At 67.8% G+C, this 25,193-nt stretch carries 25 protein-coding genes and 5 pseudogenes; 12 read left to right on the top strand and 18 right to left on the bottom strand.

The window, feature by feature from the left end:
* Window positions 1–33 precede the first annotated feature (33 nt).
* The 5 genes from ACRXBZ_RS25785 to ACRXBZ_RS25765 all read right to left on the bottom strand — a co-directional run bounded on the left by ACRXBZ_RS25785 (window position 34) and on the right by ACRXBZ_RS25765 (window position 4,466).
* Window positions 34–777 carry a succinate dehydrogenase/fumarate reductase iron-sulfur subunit gene (locus ACRXBZ_RS25785; RefSeq protein ID WP_168586798.1) on the bottom strand — a complete coding sequence of 248 codons (744 nt, stop codon included), beginning with the start codon at window positions 775–777 and terminating at the stop codon, window positions 34–36.
* Window positions 777–2,675 (bottom strand): fumarate reductase/succinate dehydrogenase flavoprotein subunit, encoded by a 1,899-nt coding sequence (locus tag ACRXBZ_RS25780; RefSeq protein ID WP_433881277.1) that lies wholly within the window; start codon window positions 2,673–2,675, stop codon window positions 777–779. The genes ACRXBZ_RS25785 and ACRXBZ_RS25780 overlap by 1 nt, the downstream gene beginning before the upstream one ends.
* 10 nt (window positions 2,676–2,685) lie before the next feature.
* Window positions 2,686–3,486, bottom strand: coding sequence for a succinate dehydrogenase subunit SdhC (gene sdhC, locus ACRXBZ_RS25775; RefSeq protein WP_168586796.1), 801 nt, complete (start codon window positions 3,484–3,486; stop codon window positions 2,686–2,688).
* 221 nt (window positions 3,487–3,707) lie between these two features.
* Window positions 3,708–3,998 carry an Rv0250c family protein gene (locus ACRXBZ_RS25770; protein ID WP_168586795.1) on the bottom strand — a complete coding sequence of 97 codons (291 nt, stop codon included), beginning with the start codon at window positions 3,996–3,998 and terminating at the stop codon, window positions 3,708–3,710.
* Between the two features lie 111 nt (window positions 3,999–4,109).
* Complete coding sequence (locus ACRXBZ_RS25765; RefSeq protein WP_433881276.1) at window positions 4,110–4,466, bottom strand: helix-turn-helix domain-containing protein; 357 nt, start codon at window positions 4,464–4,466, stop codon at window positions 4,110–4,112.
* Between the two features lie 22 nt (window positions 4,467–4,488).
* On the opposite strand from ACRXBZ_RS25765, the gene ACRXBZ_RS25760 reads away from it, so the two are divergent.
* The 5 genes from ACRXBZ_RS25760 to ACRXBZ_RS25740 all read left to right on the top strand — a co-directional run bounded on the left by ACRXBZ_RS25760 (window position 4,489) and on the right by ACRXBZ_RS25740 (window position 9,244).
* The gene (locus ACRXBZ_RS25760) at window positions 4,489–4,629 is read left to right on the top strand and encodes a hypothetical protein (protein ID WP_168586794.1); all 141 of its coding nucleotides are present in this window, start codon (window positions 4,489–4,491) and stop codon (window positions 4,627–4,629) included.
* A gap of 129 nt (window positions 4,630–4,758) precedes the next feature.
* Window positions 4,759–7,020 (top strand): xanthine dehydrogenase family protein molybdopterin-binding subunit, encoded by a 2,262-nt coding sequence (locus tag ACRXBZ_RS25755; protein ID WP_433881275.1) that lies wholly within the window; start codon window positions 4,759–4,761, stop codon window positions 7,018–7,020.
* Between the two features lie 217 nt (window positions 7,021–7,237).
* Entirely contained in the window at window positions 7,238–7,711 is a 474-nt protein-coding gene (locus tag ACRXBZ_RS25750; protein ID WP_190818280.1) for a (2Fe-2S)-binding protein, read from the top strand.
* Window positions 7,708–8,529, top strand: a complete 822-nt coding sequence (locus tag ACRXBZ_RS25745; protein WP_433881274.1) for an FAD binding domain-containing protein — start codon at window positions 7,708–7,710, stop codon at window positions 8,527–8,529. Before ACRXBZ_RS25750 ends, ACRXBZ_RS25745 begins: the two co-directional genes overlap by 4 nt.
* A 22-nt stretch (window positions 8,530–8,551) precedes the next feature.
* Window positions 8,552–9,244 carry an RraA family protein gene (locus tag ACRXBZ_RS25740; RefSeq protein WP_433881273.1) on the top strand — a complete coding sequence of 231 codons (693 nt, stop codon included), beginning with the start codon at window positions 8,552–8,554 and terminating at the stop codon, window positions 9,242–9,244.
* A 127-nt stretch (window positions 9,245–9,371) separates the two neighbouring features.
* On the opposite strand, the gene ACRXBZ_RS25735 is transcribed toward ACRXBZ_RS25740, so the two are convergent.
* The gene (locus ACRXBZ_RS25735) at window positions 9,372–9,668 is read right to left on the bottom strand and encodes a hypothetical protein (protein ID WP_433881272.1); all 297 of its coding nucleotides are present in this window, start codon (window positions 9,666–9,668) and stop codon (window positions 9,372–9,374) included.
* 240 nt (window positions 9,669–9,908) lie between these two features.
* On the opposite strand from ACRXBZ_RS25735, the gene ACRXBZ_RS25730 reads away from it, so the two are divergent.
* Both ACRXBZ_RS25730 and ACRXBZ_RS25725 read left to right on the top strand, forming a co-directional pair.
* A complete protein-coding gene (locus ACRXBZ_RS25730; protein WP_433881271.1) occupies window positions 9,909–11,072 on the top strand; it encodes a cytochrome P450 family protein in 1,164 nt (387 codons plus the stop codon).
* Between the two features lie 44 nt (window positions 11,073–11,116).
* On the top strand, window positions 11,117–11,998 hold the full coding sequence (locus tag ACRXBZ_RS25725; protein ID WP_433881270.1) for a DUF72 domain-containing protein: 882 nt from the start codon (window positions 11,117–11,119) through the stop codon (window positions 11,996–11,998).
* A gap of 69 nt (window positions 11,999–12,067) precedes the next feature.
* Here the strand turns inward: ACRXBZ_RS25725 and ACRXBZ_RS25720 are convergent, their stop codons facing one another.
* Both ACRXBZ_RS25720 and ACRXBZ_RS25715 read right to left on the bottom strand, forming a co-directional pair.
* A complete protein-coding gene (locus tag ACRXBZ_RS25720; protein WP_433881269.1) occupies window positions 12,068–13,456 on the bottom strand; it encodes a hypothetical protein in 1,389 nt (462 codons plus the stop codon).
* On the bottom strand, window positions 13,453–14,007 hold the full coding sequence (locus ACRXBZ_RS25715; RefSeq protein WP_433881268.1) for a hypothetical protein: 555 nt from the start codon (window positions 14,005–14,007) through the stop codon (window positions 13,453–13,455). Before ACRXBZ_RS25715 ends, ACRXBZ_RS25720 begins: the two co-directional genes overlap by 4 nt.
* 91 nt (window positions 14,008–14,098) lie before the next feature.
* Here ACRXBZ_RS25715 and ACRXBZ_RS25710 point away from each other — a divergent pair.
* Window positions 14,099–14,239, top strand: a pseudogene (locus ACRXBZ_RS25710) (adenylyltransferase/sulfurtransferase MoeZ); the annotation flags it as partial.
* Window positions 14,240–15,030: 791 nt separating this feature from the next.
* Window positions 15,031–15,189, top strand: a pseudogene (locus tag ACRXBZ_RS25705) (Pycsar system effector family protein); the annotation flags it as partial.
* A 24-nt stretch (window positions 15,190–15,213) separates the two neighbouring features.
* Here ACRXBZ_RS25705 and ACRXBZ_RS25700 read toward each other — a convergent pair.
* From ACRXBZ_RS25700 to ACRXBZ_RS25670, 7 genes and pseudogenes are all read right to left on the bottom strand, one after another.
* Window positions 15,214–15,966: a protein phosphatase 2C domain-containing protein gene (locus ACRXBZ_RS25700; RefSeq protein ID WP_433881267.1), complete on the bottom strand. Its 753-nt coding sequence runs from the start codon at window positions 15,964–15,966 to the stop codon at window positions 15,214–15,216.
* A 12-nt stretch (window positions 15,967–15,978) separates the two neighbouring features.
* Window positions 15,979–16,434, bottom strand: coding sequence for a MarR family winged helix-turn-helix transcriptional regulator (locus ACRXBZ_RS25695; RefSeq protein WP_433881266.1), 456 nt, complete (start codon window positions 16,432–16,434; stop codon window positions 15,979–15,981).
* A gap of 147 nt (window positions 16,435–16,581) precedes the next feature.
* Window positions 16,582–17,016, bottom strand: a complete 435-nt coding sequence (locus ACRXBZ_RS25690; protein ID WP_433881265.1) for a type III secretion system chaperone family protein — start codon at window positions 17,014–17,016, stop codon at window positions 16,582–16,584.
* A 318-nt stretch (window positions 17,017–17,334) separates the two neighbouring features.
* Window positions 17,335–17,721 (bottom strand): ankyrin repeat domain-containing protein, encoded by a 387-nt coding sequence (locus ACRXBZ_RS25685; RefSeq protein WP_433881264.1) that lies wholly within the window; start codon window positions 17,719–17,721, stop codon window positions 17,335–17,337.
* A gap of 115 nt (window positions 17,722–17,836) precedes the next feature.
* A complete protein-coding gene (locus ACRXBZ_RS25680; RefSeq protein WP_433881263.1) occupies window positions 17,837–19,300 on the bottom strand; it encodes a catalase in 1,464 nt (487 codons plus the stop codon).
* A gap of 34 nt (window positions 19,301–19,334) precedes the next feature.
* Window positions 19,335–19,760, bottom strand: a complete 426-nt coding sequence (locus ACRXBZ_RS25675) for a Fur family transcriptional regulator (RefSeq protein ID WP_433881262.1) — start codon at window positions 19,758–19,760, stop codon at window positions 19,335–19,337.
* 185 nt (window positions 19,761–19,945) lie between these two features.
* Window positions 19,946–20,353 (bottom strand): annotated as a pseudogene (locus ACRXBZ_RS25670) (VOC family protein); the annotation flags it as partial.
* 76 nt (window positions 20,354–20,429) lie between these two features.
* Between ACRXBZ_RS25670 and ACRXBZ_RS25665 the strand changes: the two are divergent.
* Window positions 20,430–20,939 (top strand): Pycsar system effector family protein, encoded by a 510-nt coding sequence (locus ACRXBZ_RS25665; RefSeq protein WP_433881261.1) that lies wholly within the window; start codon window positions 20,430–20,432, stop codon window positions 20,937–20,939.
* A 215-nt stretch (window positions 20,940–21,154) separates the two neighbouring features.
* Here the strand turns inward: ACRXBZ_RS25665 and ACRXBZ_RS25660 are convergent, their stop codons facing one another.
* On the bottom strand, window positions 21,155–21,496 hold the full coding sequence (locus tag ACRXBZ_RS25660) for a hypothetical protein (RefSeq protein ID WP_433881260.1): 342 nt from the start codon (window positions 21,494–21,496) through the stop codon (window positions 21,155–21,157).
* Window positions 21,497–21,791: 295 nt separating this feature from the next.
* On the opposite strand from ACRXBZ_RS25660, the gene ACRXBZ_RS25655 reads away from it, so the two are divergent.
* Both ACRXBZ_RS25655 and ACRXBZ_RS25650 read left to right on the top strand, forming a co-directional pair.
* Entirely contained in the window at window positions 21,792–22,307 is a 516-nt protein-coding gene (locus ACRXBZ_RS25655; protein ID WP_433881259.1) for a DUF5753 domain-containing protein, read from the top strand.
* A gap of 14 nt (window positions 22,308–22,321) precedes the next feature.
* A pseudogene (locus ACRXBZ_RS25650) lies at window positions 22,322–22,489 on the top strand (DUF397 domain-containing protein); the annotation flags it as partial.
* 88 nt (window positions 22,490–22,577) lie between these two features.
* Here the strand turns inward: ACRXBZ_RS25650 and ACRXBZ_RS25645 are convergent.
* Together ACRXBZ_RS25645 and ACRXBZ_RS25640 are read right to left on the bottom strand one after the other, a co-directional pair.
* Entirely contained in the window at window positions 22,578–23,258 is a 681-nt protein-coding gene (locus ACRXBZ_RS25645) for a hypothetical protein (RefSeq protein WP_433884157.1), read from the bottom strand.
* A 673-nt stretch (window positions 23,259–23,931) separates the two neighbouring features.
* A pseudogene (locus tag ACRXBZ_RS25640) lies at window positions 23,932–25,006 on the bottom strand (UDP-N-acetylglucosamine--N-acetylmuramyl-(pentapeptide) pyrophosphoryl-undecaprenol N-acetylglucosamine transferase).
* Window positions 25,007–25,193 lie beyond the last annotated feature (187 nt).

The following is a 25,193-nucleotide window of genomic DNA, read 5'->3' as shown; positions in this document are numbered from 1 at the left end:
GTGGGCGGGACTCTCGGGTTGACGTCGTCGCGCTCAGTCCTTCTTGCGGCGGAAGAGGCGGAGGATCGGGTCGTAGCGGCGGTCCGCCACCCGCTCCTTCAGCGGGATCAGCGCGTTGTCGGTGATCTGGATGTTCTCCGGGCAGACATCCGTGCAGCACTTGGTGATGTTGCACAGGCCCAGGCCGTGTTCGCCGCGTGCTTCCTCCGGGCGGTTCTCCGCCGCGTCCAGCGGGTGCATTTCGAGCTCCGCCACCCGCATCAGGAAGCGGGGCCCGGAGAACGCCTGCTTGTTGTCGTCGTGGTCGCGAATGACGTGGCAGGTGTTCTGGCACAGGAAGCACTCGATGCACTTGCGAAACTCCTGCGACCGCTGCACGTCCACCTGCTGCATCCGGTACTCGCCCGGCTCCAGCCCCTCCGGAGGCTTGAACGACGGCACCTCGCGGGCCTTCACGTAGTTATATGAGACGTCCGTGACGAGGTCCTTGACCAGCGGGAACGTCCGCATCGGCGTGACCGTGATCGTCTCGGCCGGCTCGAACGTCGACATCCGGGTCATGCACATCAGCCGGGGGCGGCCGTTGATCTCCGCCGAGCACGAGCCGCACTTGCCCGCCTTGCAGTTCCACCGCACCGCCATGTCCGGGCACTGGGTGGCCTGCAACCGGTGGATGATGTCGAGCACCACCTCGCCCTCGTTGACCTCCACGGTGTAGTCGCGGAGCTCGCCGTCGTCCGAACCGCGCCACACCCGGAAGTGCGCCTGGTATCCCATCAGAGCCCCTTCACCTCGACGTCCGCCAGTTCTTCCTCGGTGTAGTACTTGCGCAGTTCCTCGACCTTGAACAGCTCCAGCAGGTCCCCGCGCATCGGATCCTGCGACTGCTCGACGACCTCGACCTGCTCGTCGCCGATGCCGCACACGAGCAGCTTGCGCCGCCACTTCGACTCCATCACCGGATGGTCGTCGCGGGTGTGGCCGCCACGGCTCTCGGTGCGCAGCAGCGCCGCCCGCGCCACGCATTCGCTGACCAGCAGCATGTTGCGCAGGTCCAGGGCCAGGTGCCAGCCCGGGTTGAACTGCCGGTTGCCCTCCACCGCGAGGTGTTCGGCGCGGGCCTTGAGGTCCCGCAGCCTCTCCAGCGCCTGCCGCATCTCCTCGCCCTTGCGGATGATGCCGACCAGGTCGTTCATCACCTGCTGCAGCTCGGCGTGCAGCGCGTAGGGGTTCTCCGCGTTCGGCGCGGCAGCGGACTCGAACGGGTCCTGCGCGCGACGGGCCGCAGCGTCCACATCGGACTGACCGATGTCCGGCCGCGCCCCGAGCCCCGCGACGTACTCGGCGGCACCGGCGCCCGCGCGGCGGCCGAAGACCAGCAGGTCGGACAGCGAGTTGCCGCCCAGCCGGTTGGACCCGTGCATCCCGCCGGCCACCTCGCCGGCCGCGAACAGCCCAGGCACCCGCGACGCCGCGGTGTCCGGGTCCACCTCAACGCCGCCCATCACGTAGTGGCAGGTCGGGCCGACCTCCATGGACTCCGCGGTGATGTCGACGTCAGCCAGTTCCTTGAACTGGTGGTACATCGAAGGCAGCCGCTTGGTGATCTGCTCCGCGGGCAACCGGGTCGCCACGTCGAGGAACACCCCGCCGTGCTGCGAACCCCGGCCTTCCTTCACCTCGTTGTTGATCGCGCGCGCCACCTCGTCGCGCGGCAGCAGCTCCGGCGGGCGGCGGTTGTTGTCCGGGTCGTCGTACCAGCGGTCGGCTTCGTCCTCGTTGTCCGCGTAGTTGTCCTTGAAGACCTCGGGGATGTAGTCGAACATGAACCGGCGGCCCTCGGAGTTGCGCAGCACGCCGCCGTCGCCGCGCACCGACTCGGTGACCAGGATGCCCTTCACGCTCGGCGGCCACACCATGCCGGTCGGGTGGAACTGCACGAACTCCATGTTGATCAGCGACGCCCCGGCTCGCAGCGCCAGCGCGTGCCCGTCGCCGGTGTACTCCCACGAGTTCGAGGTCACCTTGAACGACTTGCCGATCCCGCCGGTGGCGAGGATGACCACCGGCGCCTGGAACAACACGAACCGCCCGGACTCCCGCCAGTACCCGAACGCCCCGGCGATCCGGCCGTCATCCTTGAGCAACTCGGTGACCGTGCACTCCTGGAAGACCTTGATCCGGGCCTCGTAGTCGCCGTGCTCGGCGTGGTCTTCCTGCTGCAGCGACACGATCTTCTGCTGCAACGTGCGGATCAGCTCCAGCCCGGTGCGGTCGCCGACGTGCGCCAGCCGCGGGTACTCGTGACCGCCGAAGTTGCGCTGGCTGATCCGGCCGTCCGGGGTTCGGTCGAACAGCGCGCCGTAGGTCTCCAGCTCCCACACCCGCTGCGGCGCCTCCTTCGCGTGCAGCTCCGCCATCCGCCAGTTGTTCAGGAACTTCCCGCCGCGCATGGTGTCGCGGAAGTGCACCTGCCAGTTGTCGCGGGAGTTGACGTTGCCCATCGACGCGGCGATGCCGCCCTCGGCCATCACCGTGTGGGCCTTGCCGAACAACGACTTGCACACCACTGCCGTGCGCAAGCCCTGGGACCGCGTCTCGATCGCCGCGCGCAGGCCCGCACCACCGGCGCCGATCACGACGACGTCGTACTCGTGCCGTTCGATCTCCACCATCAACGTCCTTCTAGTTGAACAGTCTCGGATCCGGGAACGCGCCGCTGGCCACCAGCAGCACGTAGAGGTCCACCAGCGCCACCGACACCAGCGACGACCAGGCCAGCAGCATGTGCTTGCCGTTAAGCCAGGTCACCTTGGTCCAGAACCAGTAGCGCACCGGGTGCTTCGAGAAGTGGCTGAGCCTGCCGCCGATCAGGTGCCGGCAGGAGTGGCAGGACAGCGTGTACGACCACAGCAGCACGACGTTGACCACCATCAGCAGGGTGCCCAGCCCGATGCCGAAGCCGCCGTCGGCGCCCCGGAAGGCGATCACCGTGTCGTAGGTCAGCACCGCTGCCACGATCAGCGCCGCGTAGAAGAAGTAGCGGTGCACGTTCTGCATGATCAGCGGGAACCGGGTCTCGCCGGTGTAGCGGCGGTGCGGTTCGGTGACCGCGCAGGCCGGCGGCGACGCCCAGAACGACCGGTAGTAGGCCTTTCGGTAGTAGTAGCAGGTCAGCCGGAAGCCGAGGACGAACGGCAGCACGAAGATCGGCGGCGGCACGAACGGCCCCAGATCCGGTGCCGGTTGCCCCCAATGGCTGGAGCCCGGCACGCAGGCGGTGGACAGGCACGGCGAGTAGAACGGCGCCAGGTAGTGGTACTCGGGAACCCAGTACCACTGGTTCATGAAGGTGCGGATCAGGCCGTAGACCACGAAGGCCAACAACCCGAGGAAAGTGACCAGCGGCGGCAGCCACCACCGGTCGGTTCGCAGGGTTCGCACGGAGATCCGTGCCCGGCCGGTGGCGGTTGGTGGTGCGGACATTTCGCAGACCTCGTTGTCTTGGTCGTCCGGCAGTGCTCACCTGAGGCCGCTCATTGTGGATCAACGGTCCCGGTGCAGGTAGTCCCCCAACCGGCGCAACAGCCGGGGGGCTTACCCCGATCAAGCGAAATGCGGGGGAACGCATCCCCCGCATCCGGACCCGTCCACGGCGGACAGGCGGGCGGCTGCCGGCTGGCGGCGAGCGGTACCTGACGGCGGCCCTACTGCGGGGCCCGCCCGCCCAACCCCTCGTCGTCGGCGTCGCGCCACAGCGACGGGTCGTAGGGGGTGTCGGGCACTATCACCACGTCCTCGGTCGACTCGGTGCTGCGCCGCTGGATGGGGAGGGTGCCGGAGAGTTCTGCGACGTCGATGTCCAGCCGCTCCACGTCGTTGTGGATCCGGCGCACGGCCGGGGCGTCGCCGTAGCGGGATCGCAGCGCGCCGACGCTGCTGCGGAGCTGCGCCAGGACCCGCTGGAGTTCGGCCAGTTCGGTCGTCGTCGAGGCCATTGGCGAACACCTCTTCCGCCTAGTGGTGGGATTACCGCACCGACTCTGCCCCTAACGAAGGAATGTGACAAGTGCCACACTGTAGATCTTGAACGAATTCCCCCACCGGGGTCAGTCGCTGCTGCGCGGTTCCGCGAAGCGCCCCACGAGCTCGGCCCCGAGAGCACGCGCGAGCCGCTCCAGAACGGCGATCGTCGGGACGGTGCCTCCCGCCTCGAACCGAGCGACCTCCGGCTGCGTCATCCCAGCGGCGGCGGCGTGCTGCGCCTGCGTCCAGTTCCGCGCCTTCCGCATCTCCCTCGTGGACCTGCCGAGTTCGAAGGCGATGCGAGCAGCCGCGTAAGCCTCGGCAGCACCGGGCTCGGCAAGCAGCTCGTGTCCGACGCTGGCGGTCCGCGGGACCGAGCACGAGCGGCTCGTCCGCTCCATTTTGGACAGTTGCGAGCGGAACGGGGCGGTGGCGGGCATCCATTGTGACAGCGTCCAAACCGTGCAACGCTGGCAAGACCTGGGCTTCGGCATGACGACGCCAGCCTCCGACGCGGTCCTGCTCCGCGGGGCGGCCTCCGCCGGAGTGCGCCAGCTGACAGGGCAAGCAGAGGAGGCTGGGGGCGCGAACAACTACGCCTAACCTGTCGCGCGGCGGAAGGCCGCGAGGACGACCACCACCAAACGCCAGTGGGTCTTGTGGCCCGACATGGCATCGCACCAGACTCACCGGTCGGTTCCCGATTCTGATCGTGTTGACTGCGAGGCATCATTGAGCATTCTCGGCACCCGGGTCGAACGCCGTGAGGACCCGCGCCTCCTCACCGCCGGCGGCACCTACGTGGACGACCTGCGAGACCCAGCGCTGGACGGAGCCCTGCACGTCACCTACGTGCGCAGCCCGCTGGCGCACGCCAAGATCACCGAGATCGACACCTCGGCGGCCCGCGAGCTGCCCGGCGTGGTCGGCGTATTCACCGCCGCCGACGTCGACCTCCCGCCCTTCCCGCCGAACGCCGGCATCAGCGGGCCCCCACCTGCGGCGATGGCGCGTCCGCACCTGGCCAGCGGAACGGTCCGCTACGTCGGTGAACCGGTGGCCGTGGTGCTCACCGAGACCCGGGCACTGGGCGAGGACGCCGCCGAACTCGTCTCACTCGACTACGAACCGCTGGAGCCGGTGGTCGACGTCGGCGACGCGCTGCGCGACGAGGTCCTGCTGTTCCCGGAAGCGGGCACCAACGTCACCGGCACCAGCGGCGAACTGGACGACTCGTTGTTCGAGGGCTGCGAGGTCGTGGTCACCAGGCAGATCGAGAACCAGCGCGTCGCCGCCGCGCCGCTGGAGGTGCGCACCGCCGCCTGCGCGTGGGAGGGCGACAAGGTCACGCTGTGGTTGTCCAACCAGAACGCGCAGAGCTGCCGGGACGAGCTGATGGCGAACCTGGGGCTGCCGCAGGAGCAGGTCAGGGTGATCACTCCCGACGTCGGCGGCGGCTTCGGCGCCAAGATCGGCGTCGAGCAGGAGGCCGCGCTGCTGGCTTTCCTGGCCAAGCGGGCCGGCCGCCCGGTGAAGTGGGTGGAGAGCCGCAGCGAGAACCTGGTCGCGATGACGCACGGCCGCGCGCAGCGGCAGGTGGTGACCATCGGCGGGCGCCGCGACGGCACCGTGCTCGCCTACCGGCTGGAGATCGTCCAGGACGTCGGGGCCTACCCGCGAATGGGTGCGTTCCTGCCGCTGCTCACCCGGTTTATGGCCAGCGGCGTCTACGACATCCCGAAGGCGGAGTCGATCGCCCGCGCGGTGGTCACCAACACCACCCCGATCGGCGCCTACCGGGGCGCGGGGCGGCCCGAAGCGACCGCGGCTGTGGAGCGCGCGATCGACCTGTTCGCCGCCGAGACCGGCGTCGACCCGGCCGAGGTGCGCCGCCGCAACCTGGTGCGCCCCGAGCAGTTCCCGTACAAGACGCCGGGCGGCATGACCTACGACACCGGCGAGTACCTCAAGGGCCTGGACGCGGTGCTGGAAGCCGCCGACTACCGGGCGCTGCGCGAGGAGCAGGCCAAGCGCCGCGCCGAAGGCGCCACGCACCAGCTGGGCATCGGGCTGGCCAGCTACGTGGAGATCACCGCGCCGAACAACACCGAGGGCGAGACCGGGCGCGTCGAGATCCGCCCGGACGGCAGCGTCCTGGTGCTCACCGGCAGCTCCCCGCACGGGCAGGGCCACTGGACCTCCTACGCGATGCTGGTGTCCGACCAGCTGGGCATCGACCTCGACAAGATCGAGGTCGTGCACGGCGACACCGACCTGATCCCCAAGGGGGTGGGCACCATGGGCTCCCGCTCGCTGCAGCTGGGCGGGTCGGCGGTGCACCGGGCCGCGGTGGACGTCAAGGAGAAGGCCCGCAAGCTGGCCGCGGAGCTGATCGAGATCGACGAGGCCGATCTCGAACTCACCGACGGCTCGTGGCAGGTGCGCGGCACGCCGAACGTCTCGCTGTCCTGGGCGGAGCTGGCCCAGCGCGCCGAGGACGGGCTGGCCGCCGACGTGCACTTCACCGAGGACCGGCCGACGTTCCCGTTCGGCTCGCACCTCGCGGTGGTCGAAGTGGATACCGAAACCGGCAAGGTGAACTATCTTCGGCACGTGACCGTCGACGACGCCGGAGTGATCATCAACCCGGTCCTCACCGAGGGGCAACGGCACGGGGGCATCGCGCAGGGCGCCGCCCAAGCCCTGCTGGAGGAGGTCTCCTACGACGCCGACGGAAACCCGCAGAACGCCAACCTCGCGGACTACGCCTTCATCACGGCGGCCGAACTGCCCAGCTTCGAGCTGCTCACGATGGAAACACCGACCACGCTCAACCCGCTGGGCGTCAAGGGGATCGGCGAGGCCGGCACCATCGGCGCCACCCCGGCGGTGCACAACGCCGTGGTCGACGCCGTGTCCCACCTCGGGGTCAGGCACATCGACATGCCCACCACGCCAGAACGGGTGTGGAAAGCGATCCAAGCCCATTCATGAACTCAATTGCCGTAGGTGGTCCGGTAGCGGAACCTCAGACGCCGTGGTCACCCTGCGTGCATGGGCCAAGCGGCTACGCCGCTTCAAGGACAGGCAGGCCGCTTCAAGGACAGCAGGCCGCTTCAAGGACAGGACGACAACGCGGCATAGGAAGCCCGCAGAGTTGGTTCAGGTGAGTGGATCACCGCTGACCTGACAAGTGCTAGGAGTTCTTTTCGTGCAAGTTTCGATCAACGTCAACGGCGAGCAGCGCAGCCACGAGGTCGAGGACCGCACGCTGCTCGTCCAGTACCTGCGGGACGACTGCGGCCTGACCGGCACCAACATCGGCTGCGACACCACGTCGTGCGGGGCGTGCACGGTGCTGCTGGACGGCGAGTCGGTGAAGTCGTGCACCGTGCTGGCGGCCCAGGCCGACGGCCACGAGGTCACCACCATCGAGGGCCTGGCCGACGGCGAGGAGCTGCACCCGATGCAGCGCGCCTTCCAGCAGAAGCACGGGCTGCAGTGCGGGTTCTGCACGCCGGGCATGGTGATGGCTTCGGTGTCCCTCGTCGAAGAGAACCCGAACCTGACCGAGGCCGAGGTACGCGCCGGGCTGGAGGGCAACCTCTGCCGGTGCACCGGCTACCACAACATCGTCGAAGCCGTGCTGACCGCGGCCAAGGAGAAGTCGGGGGCCGCGGAATGATCCCTGCCGCGTTCACCTACAAGAAGGCCAACACCGTCGAGGAGGCGCTGAGCCTGCTCGCCGAGCACGGCGACGACGCGAAGCTGCTCGCCGGAGGGCATTCGCTGCTGCCGCTGATGAAGCTGCGGCTGTCTGTGCCGGAGGTGCTGATCGACCTCGGCGGGCTGCGCGACCTGTCCTACATCCGCGAGGAGGGCTCGGAGATCCGGATCGGGGCGCTGACCCGGCACCACGACCTGGAGCACTCCGAGCTGCTGACGCGCGAGGTCCCGCTGCTGGCGCACGCCGCAGGCACCATCGGCGACCCGCAGGTCCGCCACCGCGGCACCATCGGCGGCTCGCTGGTGCACGGCGACCCGGCCTCCGACCTGCCCGCGGTGGCGCTCGCGCTGGACGCGGTGCTGGTCGCGCAGGGCCCGTCGGGCACCCGCGAGATCCCGGCGACGGAGTTCTTCACCGACTTCTTCGAAACCGCGCTCGGCGAAGACGAGCTGCTGCTGGAGATCCGGGTCGCGAAGAACCCGTCGCAGGGCTGGGACTTCCAGAAGTTCACCAAGCGCGCCATCGACTGGGCGGTGGTCGGCGTAGCCGTCGCCGGTCAGCGCGTCGCGCTGGTGAACATGGGCCCGACGCCGATGCGGGCGCGCGGGGTGGAGGAGGCGCTGGCGAGCGGGGCGAGCGCCGCCGAAGCCGCGGAGCGGGCGGCGGAGGACACGTCGCCGCCGGACCAGGCCAGCGCCAGCGCCGACTACCGGAGGCACCTGGCGAAGGTGCTGGTGCGCCGGGCGCTGGAAGCCGCCGCGGCACGCGGCGCGTAGCGGTTCAGTCCAGGTTTCTCTGATGAGTGAGGAGTCCACTGTGGAGGCACTGGAGCCGAACGTCCTAGCGGCGTTGCGACGCTACGACACCCCGACGATGGCCAACGCGATCGAAACCTTCGACATCCGCCCGCGCGACACCGGCTACGCCGGCCACGAGGTCCGCTGCATCTTCCCCGACCTGCCGGTGATGGTCGGCTACGCCGCCACCGGCACCATCCGCGCCCGGGGTAACGAGCCCGGCCACGGCCCGGACCTGGTGTGGAACCACGTGCGCCAGATCCCCGGGCCGCGCGTGGTGGTGCTCCAGGACCTCGACGACCCGCCGGGGCACGGCGCGTTCTGGGGCGAGGTCATGGCGACCACCTTCGACGCGTTGGGCTGCGAGGGCGTGGTGACCAACGGCTGCGTCCGCGACCTCGACGAGGCGCACGCCGTCGGCTTCCGCTTCTTCGCCGGTTCGGTCGGCGTCTCGCACGGTTACGTGCGCACCGAGGAGGTCGGCATCCCGGTGTCCGTCGGCGGCCTGCAGGTCTCACCCGGCGACCTCCTGCACGCCGACAAGCACGGCGTCCTGCTCATCCCTCGTGAAATCGCGGCGGACCTCCCGGCCGCGGCGGATCGGGTCATCGCCCGCGAGCAGAAGTTCCTGGTCTGGGTCAAATCCCCCGAGTTCGACCCGGACGACAACATGATCAGCCGCCTCCGCCACTGAGGCGTTCCGCCGGGCAATGGGCCTGCAGGCAGACGGCGGCGATGCCCGCCCTCGCGATCATCGCCGCCGAGCCCAGGCCGTTCGTGCTGGTTGCGCGCCCCTGATCACTCCGCGCTGCAGGTGGGGCTCAGCCGCGGATGGTGGTGGCGAGTTCTTCGGCCAGTTCCGGGGTTGCCGCTACGACTCCGGACCAGCGGCGGCGGAAGTCCGGGGTGACTTCCAGTGCGGAACTCCGCTCCCCGACCGCTCCCCGACCGCTGACCGCGTGCCAGCACCGGCCGGTGCCCAGCCAGCGGTCAGCGCCCCGGTCGGCACCCCGTCGACCGCGATCGCCCCGGCGAAGGCCGAAAGCGGCACGCCCGCGGCCGCGTTCGCCGTGCCCGTCCACCGGGTCAGCCACCGGGTCGGCCACCGGGTCGGCCACCGGGTCGCCACAAGGGTCACCGGGTCGGCCACAAGGGTCACCAGGTCGGCCACCAAGGTCACCGCGGAACCGTTCCGCAACTTCCATTGAAATCGAACCTTCGATTTCAATGGAAATTGCGGGGAGAAGCAGGAAGCGGTCCTTCACGACTGGTTCCCGGACCTGCACCGAATTACGCGGGCCGAACGCTCGCGAACGTCGCGCCGCAAATGCCCTGACAACTCGCGTAGGTTCGACACCGTGATCGAGATCAACTCCGCATTCGTCACCGAACCCCGAGCCACCTACGCCCGGCTCCGCTCGCAGGGCCCCGTGCACCGCGCCACGGCTCCGGACGGCACCTCGATCTGGCTAGTCACCCGCTACGCGGACGTGCGCGCGGCGCTGGCCGATCCGCGGCTGTCGCTGGACAAGAAGAACTCCGGCGGCGGCTACCGAGGCTTCTCGCTGCCGCCCGCGCTGGACGCGAACCTGCTCAACATGGATGCGCCGGAGCACGCGAGGCTGCGCCGCATCATCGGCAAGGCGTTCGCCCCGCGCCGGATCGAGCCGCTGCGGCCCCGGGTCCAGCAGATCGCCGACGAGCTGCTGGACGCCCTGAACGGGCAGGACGAGGCGGACCTGCTACCGACCTATTGCGCGCCGCTGCCGATCACGGTGATCTGCGAACTGCTCGGCGTGGATGCGGCCGACCGGCCGGACTTCCGGTCCTGGACGGACGCCATGCTCGCGCCCGAAACGCCCGGCCAAGCGCGCGACGCGCTGCGCGCGCTGTGCCGCTACCTGCTCGACCTGATCGCGGCGAAACGCGCGAACCCCGGCGTCGATTTCCTCAGCACGCTGATCGAGCTTCGCGACGAGGAAGACCGGCTCAGCGAGGACGAGCTGACCTCGGCAGCGTTCCTGATGCTATTCGCCGGGTACGAGAACACCGTGAACCTGCTGGGCAACGGGCTCGCGGCGCTGCTGACCCGTCCCTCGGCCCTCGCCCGGGCACGCCGGGGGATTTCACCGACGACTGTGGACGAACTGCTGCGGTTCGACCCACCACCGCAGCTGGCGATCCGCCGGTTCCCAGTGGCCGACGTCGAAATCGGCGGCGTGACCATCCCGGCCGGGGAGACGGTGCTGCTCTCGCTGGTGTCGGCGCACCACGACCCGGACCGCTACGCGGAGCCGGACCACCTCGACCTAGGCCGCGAGGACAACCCACACCTGGCGTTCGGCCACGGCCCGCACTACTGCCTGGGTGCGTCGCTGGCGCGGATGGAGGGGGAGATCGGCTTCGGTGCCCTGCTGAGCCGGTTCCCGAACCTCACGTTGACCGTGTCCGAGGAGGAGCTCCAATGGCGGAACTCCTTCCGCAACCGCGGCCTGCGCACCCTCCCGGTAGCTCTGGGCTGAGGCCGTTCGCTTCTGGTGCCGGGGCGGGTACCGTCGATGACGTCATGCGAGCTCGCTCCGCGTCGCGCAAGATCAGGATTGGCACGTCCGGCTGGGTATACGGGCCCTGGCACGGTCCGTTCTACCCGCGCGATCTGCGCCGCGGCGCGGAGCTGGAGTACCTGTCATGCCGGCTCGGCTCCGCCGAGGTCAACGCGTCGTTCTACTCCCTGCAGCGCCCGGACACGTACCGCCGTTGGGTGGAGCAGACGCCGGACGACTTCCTGTTCGCGGTGAAGGGCAGCCGCTACATCACCCACATGAAGAGGCTTCACGACGTCGAAACGCCGCTGGCGAACTTCTTCGCCTCCGGCGTTCTCGCCCTCGGCTCGAAGCTCGGGCCGCTGCTCTGGCAGCTCCCGCCGTCGCTGGGCTTCGACGTCGAACGCCTGACGGCGTTCTTCCGCCTCCTGCCCCGCAGCACCGCCGCGGCCGCTGCGCTGGCCGCTCGGCACGACGACCGGCTCGCGGGCCGCTCGCTCACCGAGACCGACACGGATCGCCCGCTGCGCCACGCGCTGGAGGTCCGCCACCCCGGCTTCGCCTGCACCGATGCCGTCGAGCTACTCCGCAGCCACGACGTCGGCCTGGTGGTGGCGGATGCGGCGGGCGAATGGCCGCACCTGGAGGATGTGACGAGCGATTTCGTGTACCTCCGCTTCCACGGCGCGGAGGAGCTCTACGCCAGCGGCTACACGGCGAAGGACCTCGACCGCTGGGCGAAGCTGATCCGCGCCTGGCACGGGGGCAAGTGCCCCAAGACGAAGTACACGGTCGCCGACCCGGCTCCCACGACCAAGGGCCGCGACGTCTACGCGTACTTCGACAACGACGTGAAGGCGCACGCCCCCAACGACGCGATGTCCCTCGCCGAACGCTGCTCTTAATCGGATACCGTTCGGGAGCTCCAGACCCGACCGGCCCGAAGCGTCCCATCGCCATGCATAGGCCCTGCCCTAGAGCGGCCGTTCCGCGTCCGTGCGGGTGACTTCGTGCTCCTGTGAACCGCCAGTCGACGGCGAAGTATCCGAGCTCCCGATTGACTGCCGGAGCGGTTCGCGCTCCTCCTCGCTAATCACGACACCGTCCGAATCCTGCGAATTGGCCGCTTCAAGCGGCTCATCCGGCTGCTTGGTGGCGTCCCTACCCAAGAAACCGGGCATCGCAGCCGGGCCGAAAGCACTGCTCTCCTCGCTGTGATGATCAGCGTTCTGCTCCGTGTCCGAGACCGGCGGTGCATCAAAGCGGTGTCGCACCTTTTCCGCCGCCTCGGGATGCCCCTGAGCTTCGAGCAGGTCAGCCAGGCGGCGGGCGAACATCGCCCGCTCCGGACCGTCAGGCAGCTCTTCGACAAGCCCAACCGCGTGATCGTCAAGGCACCTTCGCGAGTTGTCGGGCAGGCCACCGCCGCTATCTTCCGGTTGCGCTGCCAGCACGAAAGGCAGCTGTTGCAGGCCAGCGGGTGAGAAAGGGCGGTCGTCGACCGCACTCAAGCCCGCACTCAGCGAGGCACCGAAGCCGAAAAGCTCTGCCGTGTTGGTGGGCAACTCGGTCATGGCCGCAGCGGAGGTGAGCTTCTGCAGATTGGAGAACTTCTCCACGGCGTCGTCCACTCGCTGCTTCTCGTCAGTGCGTGGTCCAGCTAACCACCACACCACCGCACTACCAGGGCTGGTCAGCACATCCTCAGCAAGGTACGTGCGCACGTTTCGCTCGTAGCTGCGCTCATGCTCCCAGACTTCCTCGTCTTTACGTACCTCCGCAAGGCGCGTGAGCCGTTTGGCGTCCTCGTCCGACAGCGACAGCGCGATACCGTCCGCCCAGACCTCGACGCGGCCCGTCGAATCCACCCTCGCCGATCCGAGTACGTTCATCATCCGGTAACGAGCGCGGCTGTCTTCGTCAGGTGGAATCGAGGCCGCCAGGTTCGCCGCTTCGGCCACGATCAGGTCGGCTGCCAGCGCACCGGGGTTCGGATGCGGAAGTCCTGGCGCGTGGGGCAGTAGACGCCAGAACACCGTGCAAGCAAAGGCAAACCGATAGTCCTGGTGAGCACTGCGCAACAGCACATCCCGCACCTCGTACCGCTGCAGGCTGGGAGGTTCCGGCATCGGTGCCGGTTCCTCCGCCTCCTCTTCGCCCGAGAACTCGCGGGCTCCTACGCTCCGCTTGCGCAGGTTCCACTCCACGATCCCGTAGGCGATCAACGACGGAGCCAACAGCGATACGATCGCCAGCCCGATCCACAACCACAGCGGCCACTGGTAGAGGAGACCAAGCGCCACCCAGATCGCGGCTACGACCACTGAGAGCGCACGAAGCCTGGTTTTCTGTTCACTGCTCAACATATTCCTGTCCCCTTGAGGTCGGTAAGCCGCAACCCCTGTGCGGCGTCGATCTTGCGAGCGAGTTCTCGGCAGATCCGTTGCCGCGCGGCACATTCCTCGGAGTCGGCGCCGGCGGCAGCCCAGTCTCGGCTCGCCACGTGAAGCATCCCGAACTTCGCCAGTTCCCCGTGAGTTGACTCGACCAGCACGTTCAGTAGATGCCGGCCAGATGCGCCGGAGTTGCTGGCCACGAGCCACTCCTTGAACTTCTCCAACCACCCGTCAACGCGCATGACCACCACTCGCCAACCCGCTGCCAGTTGGCGCCGGACCCCGCTGTTTGTGATCAACGCTGCGGAGCGCGAGCTCGCATCTGCCAGGTGCGCCTTCAAACTTGCCCGGTCCAGGTCCTGCTCGGCGAATTCGACGTGCTCCACCTTGAGACACTTGGACAGCACTGCCTTCCCGGATGGACGCGTCATCGGCACGTGCGGCCGGCTGAACTCCGGCCACAATAGGTGGTCCGGATCGGGCGGCAGGACCACGACCAGCGCGCCTTCATTCGCCACAACAGCACCTCGAAGCGCATCCCGACGAGCTCAACCCGATCAGCGCCCATCGCCTTCTTCCCTGCCCTTGTTGACCTGGTGCCTGATCATGTTCGACCGGGGCGAGAAGTTCGAGCTCATCGGCGTCCGGGAGCCGCACGAGTACGAGATCGTCAAGCTCGAGGGCGCCAATCTGATCCCGAAGGACCACATCCTCTCCGGCGAGGCGCTGGCCGAGTTACCGCAGGACCGCAAGAACCGCCAACTCCGCAACGAGCTGCACAAATGCTCCGTCGTCCAGCGGGCCTGGTGGACGGCGACGTTGGATCTGGTACGGAACGGTCTCCGACAACTTCGCCACGAGGTAATCGGCAAACTCTGCATGCACCTCCTGTTCCAGGCGGAACCGGTCGAAATCCGCCTGCGGCAAGAACCGGGTAGTGCAGTGGTCCAACGCCTGAACGGTTGCGGTCCGCCGGCTGTCACGCTTGGCCGCCATCTCCCGTCCGCTTCCCGCCAGCACAGCCCAACGCTGTTCGCCCAGCAAACCACGAAAGCCTCGTGGCGAGTTGCGTGCTCGGTAGTGCACACAATGTCCGTACCGGTTCAGCAGGCCGAACCGCGAGCAGTTCGGCAAATTTCCGCTCAAACAGAGCAGGCACAGCACGGATCGTCACCCTCGTCTCACTCGAATGGCGTTGGCGTTGCGGGTAAAGCACCGCAGACTAGGTGCCCTGACCGCCACCGAAGATGCGTGGAAGGCACTCCAGCCAGCAACGACTTGATCAAGGTCGCGGACACCAAGGCTGCGACGATGCTCGACGCAGGCGGTGTACTCGGCGGAATTTTGCTTCGCGCGCTGCCCACACAGCAACTCTGGCTCGCTGACTGGCTGCTGCACGTCGGGCTGCACGTCGGGCTGCTGCTCATCAGCACCGGATCAGGCAGCGCTAGCATCTTGTTCGCGCTAAGGGTCTTCGTACCCGGCTTCGCACTGAAGCATCGCGTTCCGTCCTCTTCTTCGACAACGTCGCCAGGCAGTACTCGAAAGCCGCGGACTTTGTGCCGACTTACCGAACGACACTTGGCGACGCAGCAAGGCTGGAAGAATCCCTGGCTGAGCAGATTTGGGCCACCAGTCGCATCGCACAACGCAAGTTCCGGAACGTGACACCGCTATCTGGCTGTTTGGGATCGCCTTGATCACCGCCCTGTTGGCGGGCGTAGTTATGCGCTGAACCGCAAGAACACCGCTGTGGCGTCGTCCTGGGGTTTTCCCCGGTGGCGGCGGCGTTCGTCCGGGGTTTCGGCGGCTTCCGCGGCTCGCACGCGGCGCAGCAGTTCGGCAGGGCCCGTGTGCTCGACGAGATCCAGCAGATCGGACCAGTCGCCCAGGCCGAACCGCTCCACGTAGCGGGACGCGCCGTCGGTGAGCAGCACCGCCCGGCCGACATCCGCCGCCGGGACCACGCCGTGCACCGCCTCGTGCGCCGCTTCGGGCTTCGTGCTGGCGACCCAGAAGCCGCCCGGCCGGTTCCGCTGGTCGCGGACCGCTTCGACCGTGTAGCTGGGCAGGTGTTCGAGCCGGTCATCGACGATCGGCCGGGTCTCGCCCGCCACGTCGAGCACGATCGGGCTGTCGGCGAGAACCAGGTACTCCAGGTCGTCGCCGCGCAGCCGCAGCAGCGCCGCGGTCGCCGAGGGGCTCGAAGGGTTCTGCAGGTCGCAGGTGTCCGCATGCGCCGCGCAGGTCGCCTGGATCGCGTCGGCGAGGACGTCCGCAGCGGTTCCGCCCGACACCGCGAGCCGGAGCGCCAGTTCACCGCCGAGGCGACGCACCAACCAGGGCACGTCGTGCGCGCAACCACTGTCCACACCGGACGGTTGGGTCGCGCCGTCGAGGACGAGCGCCCAATCCGGTCCGGTCGCCAGGTAATCCTCGTTCACCCGCCCCGGCGTGGCGATCGTCGCGTGGTTCACCTGCACGATCGGTCAGCCACCGGGACGCTGCGGGAGGTTGTGCAACGCCGCCACCAGCGGCGTCAGTTCCGGGACCTGCTCGGCTTCGGCCAGCGCCTTCTCCAGCGCTTCGTCGTAGGCTGGCCGGGCCTTCTCCAGCAGGGCGCGGCCGGACCCGGTCAGCTCCGTGTAGATGCCGCGGCGGTCGTTCTTGCAAGGGACGCGGGTCAGCAGCTGGCGGTCTTCCAAGCGGTTGACCAGCCGGGTCGTCGCGCTGCCGCTGAGCTCCGTGGCGCGGGCGAGTTGCTGCATCCGCATGTGCCGGCCGTCCTGCCTGCCCAGCGCGTCGAGCGCGGTGTATTCGACGACCGACAGCCCGTGCTCGGCCTGCAGCGCCGTCTCCAGCGCGGTTTCGAGCGTGCCGTGCAGTGCCGCGAGCGTGCGCCGGCCGTGGGCCCGAATCTCGACGGCGTCGTCGACGACCCCCACCACACACCTCCCGTGACGTGTATTGCCCCGTTTATAGCAGCTTGCGCAGATATGACGCGCATGCAAGTTTTTAGTCAACGCGTGCAACCACCTGCTCGGGACTGCTGGTCAGGCAAACCCCAAAGCGCGCGAACAGCACGAAACGGGTCAGTAATCGTCGTTGCGAAAGAAGACTTCCTCCAGATGGTCCGCTGTTTCGGCGACGAAGTTCAGCGGATCGGTGAACTCGTTGATGTCGAGGTTGAGCAACGGCAGTGAATGCCGGAGAACGACGTGCTCGCCGATGATCACCGCGCCGCACACCACGGAAGTCTGCCCGAGCTCCTCCAGCAGTTTCCGCAGGTCAACCCTCTCGGCCCGGCCGATCACCGAAACGACCTGCACCCAGTCCTCGCGGCCGTCGAGCAGCTCGCGGCAGACGATGACGATCTGGCTGCGGTCGTCGTCGTATTCGACGAGGATCCGGACCTCGTCCCCGCTGTCCTCGATGATCTGGTATTCGGGCTCGCCATCTTCCACCTCGCCGGTGACGAGCCGGTATTCGTTCCGGACAAAAGCGATGAGATCTTCCCAAGTCGCCACGATTCCTCCATAACTCCCAGTCATTCGAAACGCGATCCTGCCACGCGGACTCGTCGCGCCAGGCCGTTTTCCGAAAGGAAGCAACCGAAGGCGTTGTTCAGGCGAGCAGCCTCCCCGAAGGGGGGCGAGCCGGCCGGTCTGCTGCGGAAGACCCAAACCAGCGGCTTCCCGGCGGCGGGGCTTTCCCCATCTGCGCCCGTGATCATCCAATATGGACTATCGCGCCACGCCTTGTCTGGTAGCGAAAATCCTCACTCGTCAGCCAAAAGATGCTCTGGGAACGCAAGCACCAGAGGCCGCCGCGCCGGGGTTAATGCCTCAGTCGGCCAGGAGGTGCTCTCGGCCGAACATGGTTGCGGCGGCCCGCGCGGTGGGCGTGCCCGCGTCGAGGTCGGCTCCCGCCTTGCGGAGCGCTGCCACGACCTCGTCCGCGCCCTTGAACAACGCACCGGCGATGGGCGCCTGGTCTCGTTCGTTGCGCAGGTCGGGATTCGCGCCGCGGTCGAGCAGCGCGCGCACCGTCTCGGCGTGCCCGTGGTAGGCCGCGAGCATGAGCAGGGTGTTCCCGCCCTGGTCGGCCACGTCGACCGGGAGTCCGTGATCGACGAACTCCGCCAACTGCACGGTTTCACCTTCCCGGGCCAGGTCCATGGCAAGCGCCACGACGCGCTCGGTCTGCACCGGAGTCAGTCCACCGGGGCTCATCAGCAGTTCTTCCTGATCGAATCTTGCGAATCGTCTTGCCGGGACGGCGCGGCGGCCACGGGCATTCCCGTGACCGCCGCGCCTGCGAACAGCGAAGTCCGTGCCCCAGCGGGTCTCAGCCCTTGCTCGCGGCCAGCGCCTGGATCGCCTTGCGGACACCCTCGCCGTAGGCGGGGTCGGCCTTGGTGCAGTTGGCGAGGTGCCGCTCGATGGTCGCCTGGGAGGCACCGTCGATCGCGCGCGCGGTGTTCTCGAAGAGGACCTGCTGCTGCTCCGGCGACATGTTCCGGAACAGGATCCCGGGCTGCTCGAAGTAGTTGTCGTCGTCCTCGCGGTAGTTGAACCGGTCGGCGACGGCACCCACGCCCTGGGCCGGGTCGCGGTAGGCGGGCTGCTCCTCCCAGCGGCCGTACGAGTTCGGCTCGATGCCCGGGGTGGCTCCCTGGTTGCCGTCGACGCGCATGGCACCGTCGCGGTGGTACGAGTTCACCGGATTCTTCGGCTTGTTGACCGGGATCTGGTGGTGGTTCACACCCAGGCGGTACCGCTGGGCGTCACCGTAGGAGAACAGCCGACCCTGCAGCATCTTGTCGGGCGAGAAGCTGATGCCCGGCACCACGTTGGCCGGGGTGAAGGCGGCCTGCTCCACGTCGGCGAAGTAGTTGTCGGGGTTGCGGTTCAGTTCCCACTCGCCGACCTCGATCAGCGGGTAGTCCTTTTTCGACCACACCTTGGTGAGGTCGAACGGGTGGTACTTGTAGGTGTCGGCGTCGGCCTCCGGCATGATCTGGACGTACAGCTTCCACTTCGGGAAGTCGCCGTTCTCGATCGCCTCGAAGAGGTCGCGCTGGTGCGACTCGCGGTCCTTGCCGACCAGGGCCTCGGCCTCGGCATCGGTCAGGTTCTTGATGCCCTGCTGGGTGCGGTGGTGGAACTTGACCCAGAACCGCTGGCCCTCGGCGTTGATGAAGCTGTAGGTGTGCGAGCCGAAGCCGTGCATGTGGCGGTAGGACGCCGGGATGCCGCGGTCGGACATCACGATCGTGACCTGGTGCAGCGCCTCGGGCAGGTTGGTCCAGAAGTCCCAGTTGTTCTCGGGGTTGCGCAGGTTGGTGCGCGGGTCGCGCTTCACCGCGTGGTTGAGGTCCGGGAACTTCAGCGGGTCGCGGAAGAAGAACACCGGGGTGTTGTTGCCAACGATGTCCCAGTTGCCTTCGTCGGTGTAGAACTTCAACGCAAAGCCGCGGATGTCGCGCTCGGCGTCGGCCGCGCCACGCTCACCGGCGACGGTCGAAAACCGGACGAAAAGGTCGGTCTTCTTGCCGACCTTGGAGAAGATCTTCGCGCTGGTGTAGTGGGTGATGTCGTTGGTGACCGTGAAGGTGCCGAACGCGCCCGAACCCTTCGCGTGCATCCGGCGCTCCGGGATGACCTCGCGGTCGAAATGCGCCAGCTTCTCCAGGAACCAAACGTCCTGCAGCAGCATCGGACCGCGAGCGCCGGCGGTCAGGGAGTTCTGGTTGTCAGGGACCGGCGCACCGGCCACCGTGGTCAACGGTTTCTGGTTGTTCTCGGGCAAAACTCGCTCCTCGGTGGAATGTTTTCATGCGTGCTCACTCGGCACGGGAGAGGCAATCCGGGCAGAGGCCCCAGAAAGTCACCTCGGCCTCGTCGAGCACGAATCCGTGCGGGCCCTCGGCGTGGAGGCATGGAGCCTCTCCCACCGCACAGTTGACGTCGGCGATGGCACCGCAGTCGCGGCACACCAGATGATGGTGGTTGTCGCTCACGCGCGTCTCGAACCGGGCGGGGGAACCAGCCGGTTCGATGCGGCGGACCAAGCCCGCCTCCGTGAGCGCGCGCAGGACGTCATAGACCGCCTGGGTCGACACCGAACCCAGCTCGCGGCGGACCGCCGTCGCAATGGTGTCGGTGTCCGCGTGGGGATTGTCCGAGACCATCGTGAGCACGGCAGCCCGCGGACGGGTCACCCGCAGCGCCGCCCCTCTCAGAAGGGCGGCGGCATCGATGGACGGCATGGCTCCATGACTACCAGCGTTTCTGGAATGAGTCAAATAAAGCGAACACCAACAGGTGAACACGAGCGCCCGCATCGCCTGACCGAGCCGCACCACGCGAAGAGCCCGCCGACGAATTCCGCCGACGGGGCTCTTCCACTCCTGGCCTGAGCACGACGGGACTGGACGCGTCCCGCACACCCCGGCTATTCGGCCTCGGGCCGCCAGCGGGCAATGTCGGCGTCGGTGATCTCGGCGGGCTGCGCCGCGAGCTGGGTGATCCTGATGTGGTTGCCGAACGGGTCGCGCAGGGCGCAGTCGATGCCGTAGGGCTGCCGGGTGGGCACCTCGGTGAACTCGACGTCCTTCGCGCTGAGGGCCTCGTAGGTCTGCTGGCAGTCGTCGGTGGCGAGGATCGCCGCGACGCCCATCGCGCTCTTGGTCACCAGGTCGCGGACCTGCGCGGCGACCGCTTCGCTCAGCGACGGCGGTCCCGGCACCTCCAGCAGCAGCTGCCGTTCCGGATCCGACGGCAGCGCAATCGTGAGCCAGCGCATGAAGCCCATGTCGACGTCGGAGACCACCTCGAAGCCCAGCTTGCCGACGTAGAAGTCGGCGTAGCCGTCTTGGCTGCCGGCAGTTCTCGTTCATCCACCCCGAAAAAGCGGTGCTCTGGAGCATGATGCGCCCATGACGGAAACTAGCAGCGACGAGATGGCCACTGACAGCGAATCCAATTCGGAGAAGCTCCAGGACCTGCTCAAGGAAGAGCTGAGCCGAGGAGACGCAGCACTTGGACGAACTGAGACCAAGACAGGCATCCTGCTTGCGGTTTTCAGCCCAATCCTCACCATTGGCGTTGCGGTGCTCCCCCGAGCCGCGACGTCGTTGGCTGCCATCCTCCTGTTCTGGTCCGCGCTGACACTGCTAGCGGTCGCCCTGCTACTGCTCCTGTGGAACGTGCGACCCCGCCTACGGGGAAGCGGCTTCGTAGCCATCGAATCGATGACCGACGCCGAACTGGCGCAACACCTCGCAAGCGCGGCGAATGATCCGCTGCGCTGGCGTCGCGAACAGCTGCTCGTAGTAGCCCGCCTCGGAGCGAAGAAGTTCAGGATCCTGCGAGCAGCGACCACACTCGTAATGACGGCCCTGCTGCTGGCGATAGCCGCAGCGATCGCCTCAACGGTCGCCACCTGATTAGCAACGCTGCCGCCTGCGGCGTTACAACAGGCCGTGGAATGCCTAGATGAGGCGGGTGGTGCTATATCCGCTCGCCGAGGAGACCAACGACGCGGAACTGGCGCGACCTGGCATGGCAGCTCTTCACCCGCATCCGGGAGATCTACCAGCACTATCTCGTCAGCATCGGTGCGGCCGGCGATCCGTCGAAAACGGGGACCACCCGCGTGTTTTCATGCCGAGGTTTCCGTTGATGGCTGCACGCGGGTACATAGCCGGTCGACCCGCTGCGCGTAGGTGCGGTCCCACCGGTCAATCCAGTGCTGCGGAGTGAGGCAGATCGCGGCCGCGGCGGTCAGTTCGTCGCCTTGTGGCACCCGTCCGTAGGACAGCATCGTGCGGTAGTGCGCCAGCGCCGACCGCAGGGCCTTGTTGTTGGTGTGAGCGAAAGCGATGCGGCTCGTAGGTAGCGCGAGGCGCCGCTGTTTCGGTCGGCGCCGGTGCAGTGTCGCGCCGGGGCTGTTGCGCGGGTGCCGTGAGCGTTTCTGGGCGCTATGGCACCCAAAAACGCTCACGGGTCCTCTCGCAACGTTGTTCACCAGCGGTGCATAGGTAGTAGCCGGCCGGAGCGAGCACCCGCCCGGACATCCGGTGCACCTTCTCGTTCTCGTGGCGGCACATCACCGCCGCGAGCATCGCCATCATGCCGCCCTTAGCGCCACCGCAGCACACCAAAACCTCCTGCGGCGAAGCGGGAATACCGGTGCTGCGACCCGGGCTGGTGGCAGGAGTACGACAAGGACGTCCTCTTCGAGGCCGCCCAAGACTTCATGGAGCTCGAATCCGAAGCGGTGGCGCGAACGGACGTTCATGTCCGACCTCGTACCTGGCGTGCTCCAGACCGAGAACTACGCGGTAGCCCTGGCTCGCGCCGGCAAGCCCTCGGTCCCGGAGGAAGTAGCGAGACGTCGCGCCGAGGTTCGTTCCGTTCGTCAGTCCCGGCTCCTCACCGAGGCACCGCTACGCGTCGAAGCCGTCATCTGGGAGCCCGCCCTGCGGCAGCGCATCGGCGGCGCACAGGTCATGCGCGCACAGATCAGCCGTCTCGCCGAGTGGACCGAACGCCCCAACGTCACGATCCAAGTGCTCTCGATGGGGACTGGGGCCTACCCCGCGATGGGCTGCTCGTTCACCATGCTGTCGTTCGCAGAGGATCACTTCGGCGATGTCGTCTACCTCGACAACCTCACGCACGGCGCCTACCTGGAAGAACCGCCGGATGTCGCCGCGTACAGCTTGAACTTCGCCGCACCGCAGACAGCAGCACTCGCGCCAGCCGAGTCCGTCACACTGATGGATGAAATTGCTGCCAGCATGGACAACTGATCAAGGGGATCGCAATGCTCACCCCGGACCTTTCCCACGCCGTGTGGCGCAAGAGCAGCCGCAGCAACGGAAGCGGCGGCGTCTGCGTAGAGGTCGCCTTCGTCTCCGAGGCGACGGCTATTCGCGACTCCAAGGACCCGAGCGGCCCAGCGCTTGTCGTCACTGGCCGCGTCTTCGGGAATTTTGTCGAAAAGATCATCGCCAGCCTTGCGCGCCGAGATGGAAAGATCCAGCGGGTGTTCGTGGCCCGCCTACTCGATCTGCGGCGCGTCATCGGATACACGGCCCGCTGCCAACGAGGTGGTCAGCGGTTGGCGATGTCGGTTCGGTGGAGTTCGCGGATCCGGCGCGGTCTTGGTCCGCAGCGAACTGAGCGCCACGAAAAGCCAGGTGGGTGTAGGGCTGCGGCGAGATGCTCGGCAGCCGCACGAGGAGGTGGCGGGTCTCATTCGGGGCCAGAATGGCCGTATGGACGCCGACAACCTGGACCAGTTCGGGGTGAACGGAGGCCGAAAAGCTGGTGCCCCTGATCGGCCAGCCCCGGAGCACCGTCGACCAGAAGGTGCCGACGATCTGACGGTTGCTGCGCTCGGGAAACTGAGCGAGGCGTTGGAGACCGTCGAACGGGCGCGCGGTCACCTGTACGAGTTTCACCAGCTGATCGGTTCTGGCGCAGCGGCCCTTTGCGCAGCCGTGGAAGGCCTGAAACGGGCCGGTCACGACGAACTCGCGAGGGTGATCGAGCGGCAACTTGTCGGCCGGAACGTCATTCCGGGCCGGTGGACCTTCCAGATCATCGAGGAATTCGATGATGGGTACTGGTCCACGTTCCGTAAGCATGAGCGGCAGGCTCGGGAGTTGCTCATGCAGGGACGACGGCACGTCTTCGAGGCGGAGATGAAGGAACGCGAACGTAGCGTCGACGAGCGCGGTGCTCCTCTCCCTGGGCACGAGGCAACGCCCGAGTGAGACTCGCAGTTTGGTGAGGCTACTCGGATGATTCGGATCGCAACTTGCGGATCTGCTCGCGCACCTGCTCGACACCGCGCCGTGTGGCGAGACCAGCCCGGTCTTGGCCTTCGACCACCGAAATGGTCGGCCTTCCTGACAGCGGTTAAGGCCGGCGAGCTCGACGGCTGACGAACGGCACCAAAGGGCCCCGTCCGGAAGGTGGGCGGGGCACTCGTCATTCCGAGGTATCGCTCCGAGTCTTCTCGCCGAGCTTGGTCGCCGACTGCGGACCCTCGCCAGCGGGCCTTGGCACTCTTTGAGCGCCATGGCCGAGAAGAGCGCTCTGCGAGCCGACTCCGCCCGTCGGGCGCGCTTCCCGGGCGGCAGGACCCCGTCGGGGTCGACTTCGCTCGAACCGGTCGTGAGCCGCTCGACGGGCTGCCGCCGTTCGCGCCGCCCGAGCTTCCGTGTGCCCAGGATCGGTGTGCGGCAATCTTGGCGCTGCTGCAAGCACTTGAATTCACCGCCGAGCCTGCCGACCATGTCTCGATCATCCACCCGAGGAAAGTCGACCACGTCCCGTCGGGAGGTCGAGGTAGATCCGGTTGAGTCAAACGCTGAACCGCGCTTGTTCGCATACTCCCCTTGCCGATGTCCATGCGGACGGCGCCGGTCAATGCTGCATCCTTGGATCGTGCGTGGGGTCGGCATACCTGGGAGGGATCGCGGTGAGCACGTGCCGGGCCAGGACGACGTCCGCGTCAGGTGCGCTGGCCGCTGACGCGTGGGCCGACATCGCCGCGATCCGCTCGGGATCGGTAAGCACCGGGATCAGAGTGGTCTCGATCCAGGCCGGGTCGAGGTCGGCGTTGTCGACGAGCAGTGCCCCGCCGGCCGCGACCACCGGCTCGGCGTTCAGCCGCTGCTCACCGCCGCGCAGCGGCAGCGGGACGTACGCGGCCGGCAGGCCGACAGCGGCAAGTTCGGCGCAGGTCATCGCTCCCGAGCGGCAGATCACGAAGTCGGCTGCGGCGTAGGCGTACTGCATCTCGTCGACGTAGGGGATGACGACGTAAGGGGGGTCGGCGGGGTCGCCGTCCGGCACCTCGACCACGTTCCGCAGTCCGGTGATGTGCAGCACCTGCACGCCGGTCGCCCGTAACGTCGCGGCCGCGCCGGACACCGCGTCGTTGATCGCCCGGGCGCCTTGCGAACCGCCGGTGACCATCAGTACCGGCCCGTCGGGTCGCAGACCGAACCGCTGCCGGGCGGCGTCGCGCAGCGCGGGTCGGTCGAGGCCGGTGATCGCCGGCCGCAGCGGGATCCCGATGGCGGTGGCGTGAGGCAGCCGGACACTCGGCGCGGCGGTGAACACGTGGGTCGTCATCCGGGCCGCCAGCCGGTTGGCCACCCCAGGCCGGCCGTTCGCCTCGTGGACGACGATCGGCAGGCCCTGCCTGCGGGCTGCGAGGTAGGCCGACGCGGCCACGTAGCCGCCGAAGCCCACCAACGACCTCGGCCCGCACGCGGTCGAGCACCGCCCCGGCCACCAGCACCGAGTCGCGCAGCCTGCCCGGCGTTTGCAGCAGGACCCGGTTCAGTTGGCGCGGCAGCGGCACCGGGGGGATGAGTTCGAGCGGGTAGCCGCGGGCCGGGATCAGCGTGGTGTCGAGGCCGCGGACGGTGCCGCGGGCGGTGATCTCGGCCGTGGGCTCCCGCCGACGGAGCGCGTCGGCGAAGTTCATCATGGGCTCGATGTGCCCGGCCGAATGGCCGCCGGCGACAACGACGCGCGGTGCCGTCACGCCGACCCCCGTCGCGGTCGTCGCGATCGTGATAGGGCGAAGGAGGTCAGCATGTCCCCGGCGACGACTGTGTCGACACCGGAGAAGCCGGTCAAAACGGATTTCTGACGCGACATTACCTTTCCTGTCT

This window comes from Saccharopolyspora hattusasensis, from assembly GCF_050972075.1.
GTDB classification, from domain to species: Bacteria; Actinomycetota; Actinomycetes; order Mycobacteriales; family Pseudonocardiaceae; genus Saccharopolyspora; species Saccharopolyspora hattusasensis.
This window is presented reverse-complemented; position numbering and strand designations above follow the sequence as displayed.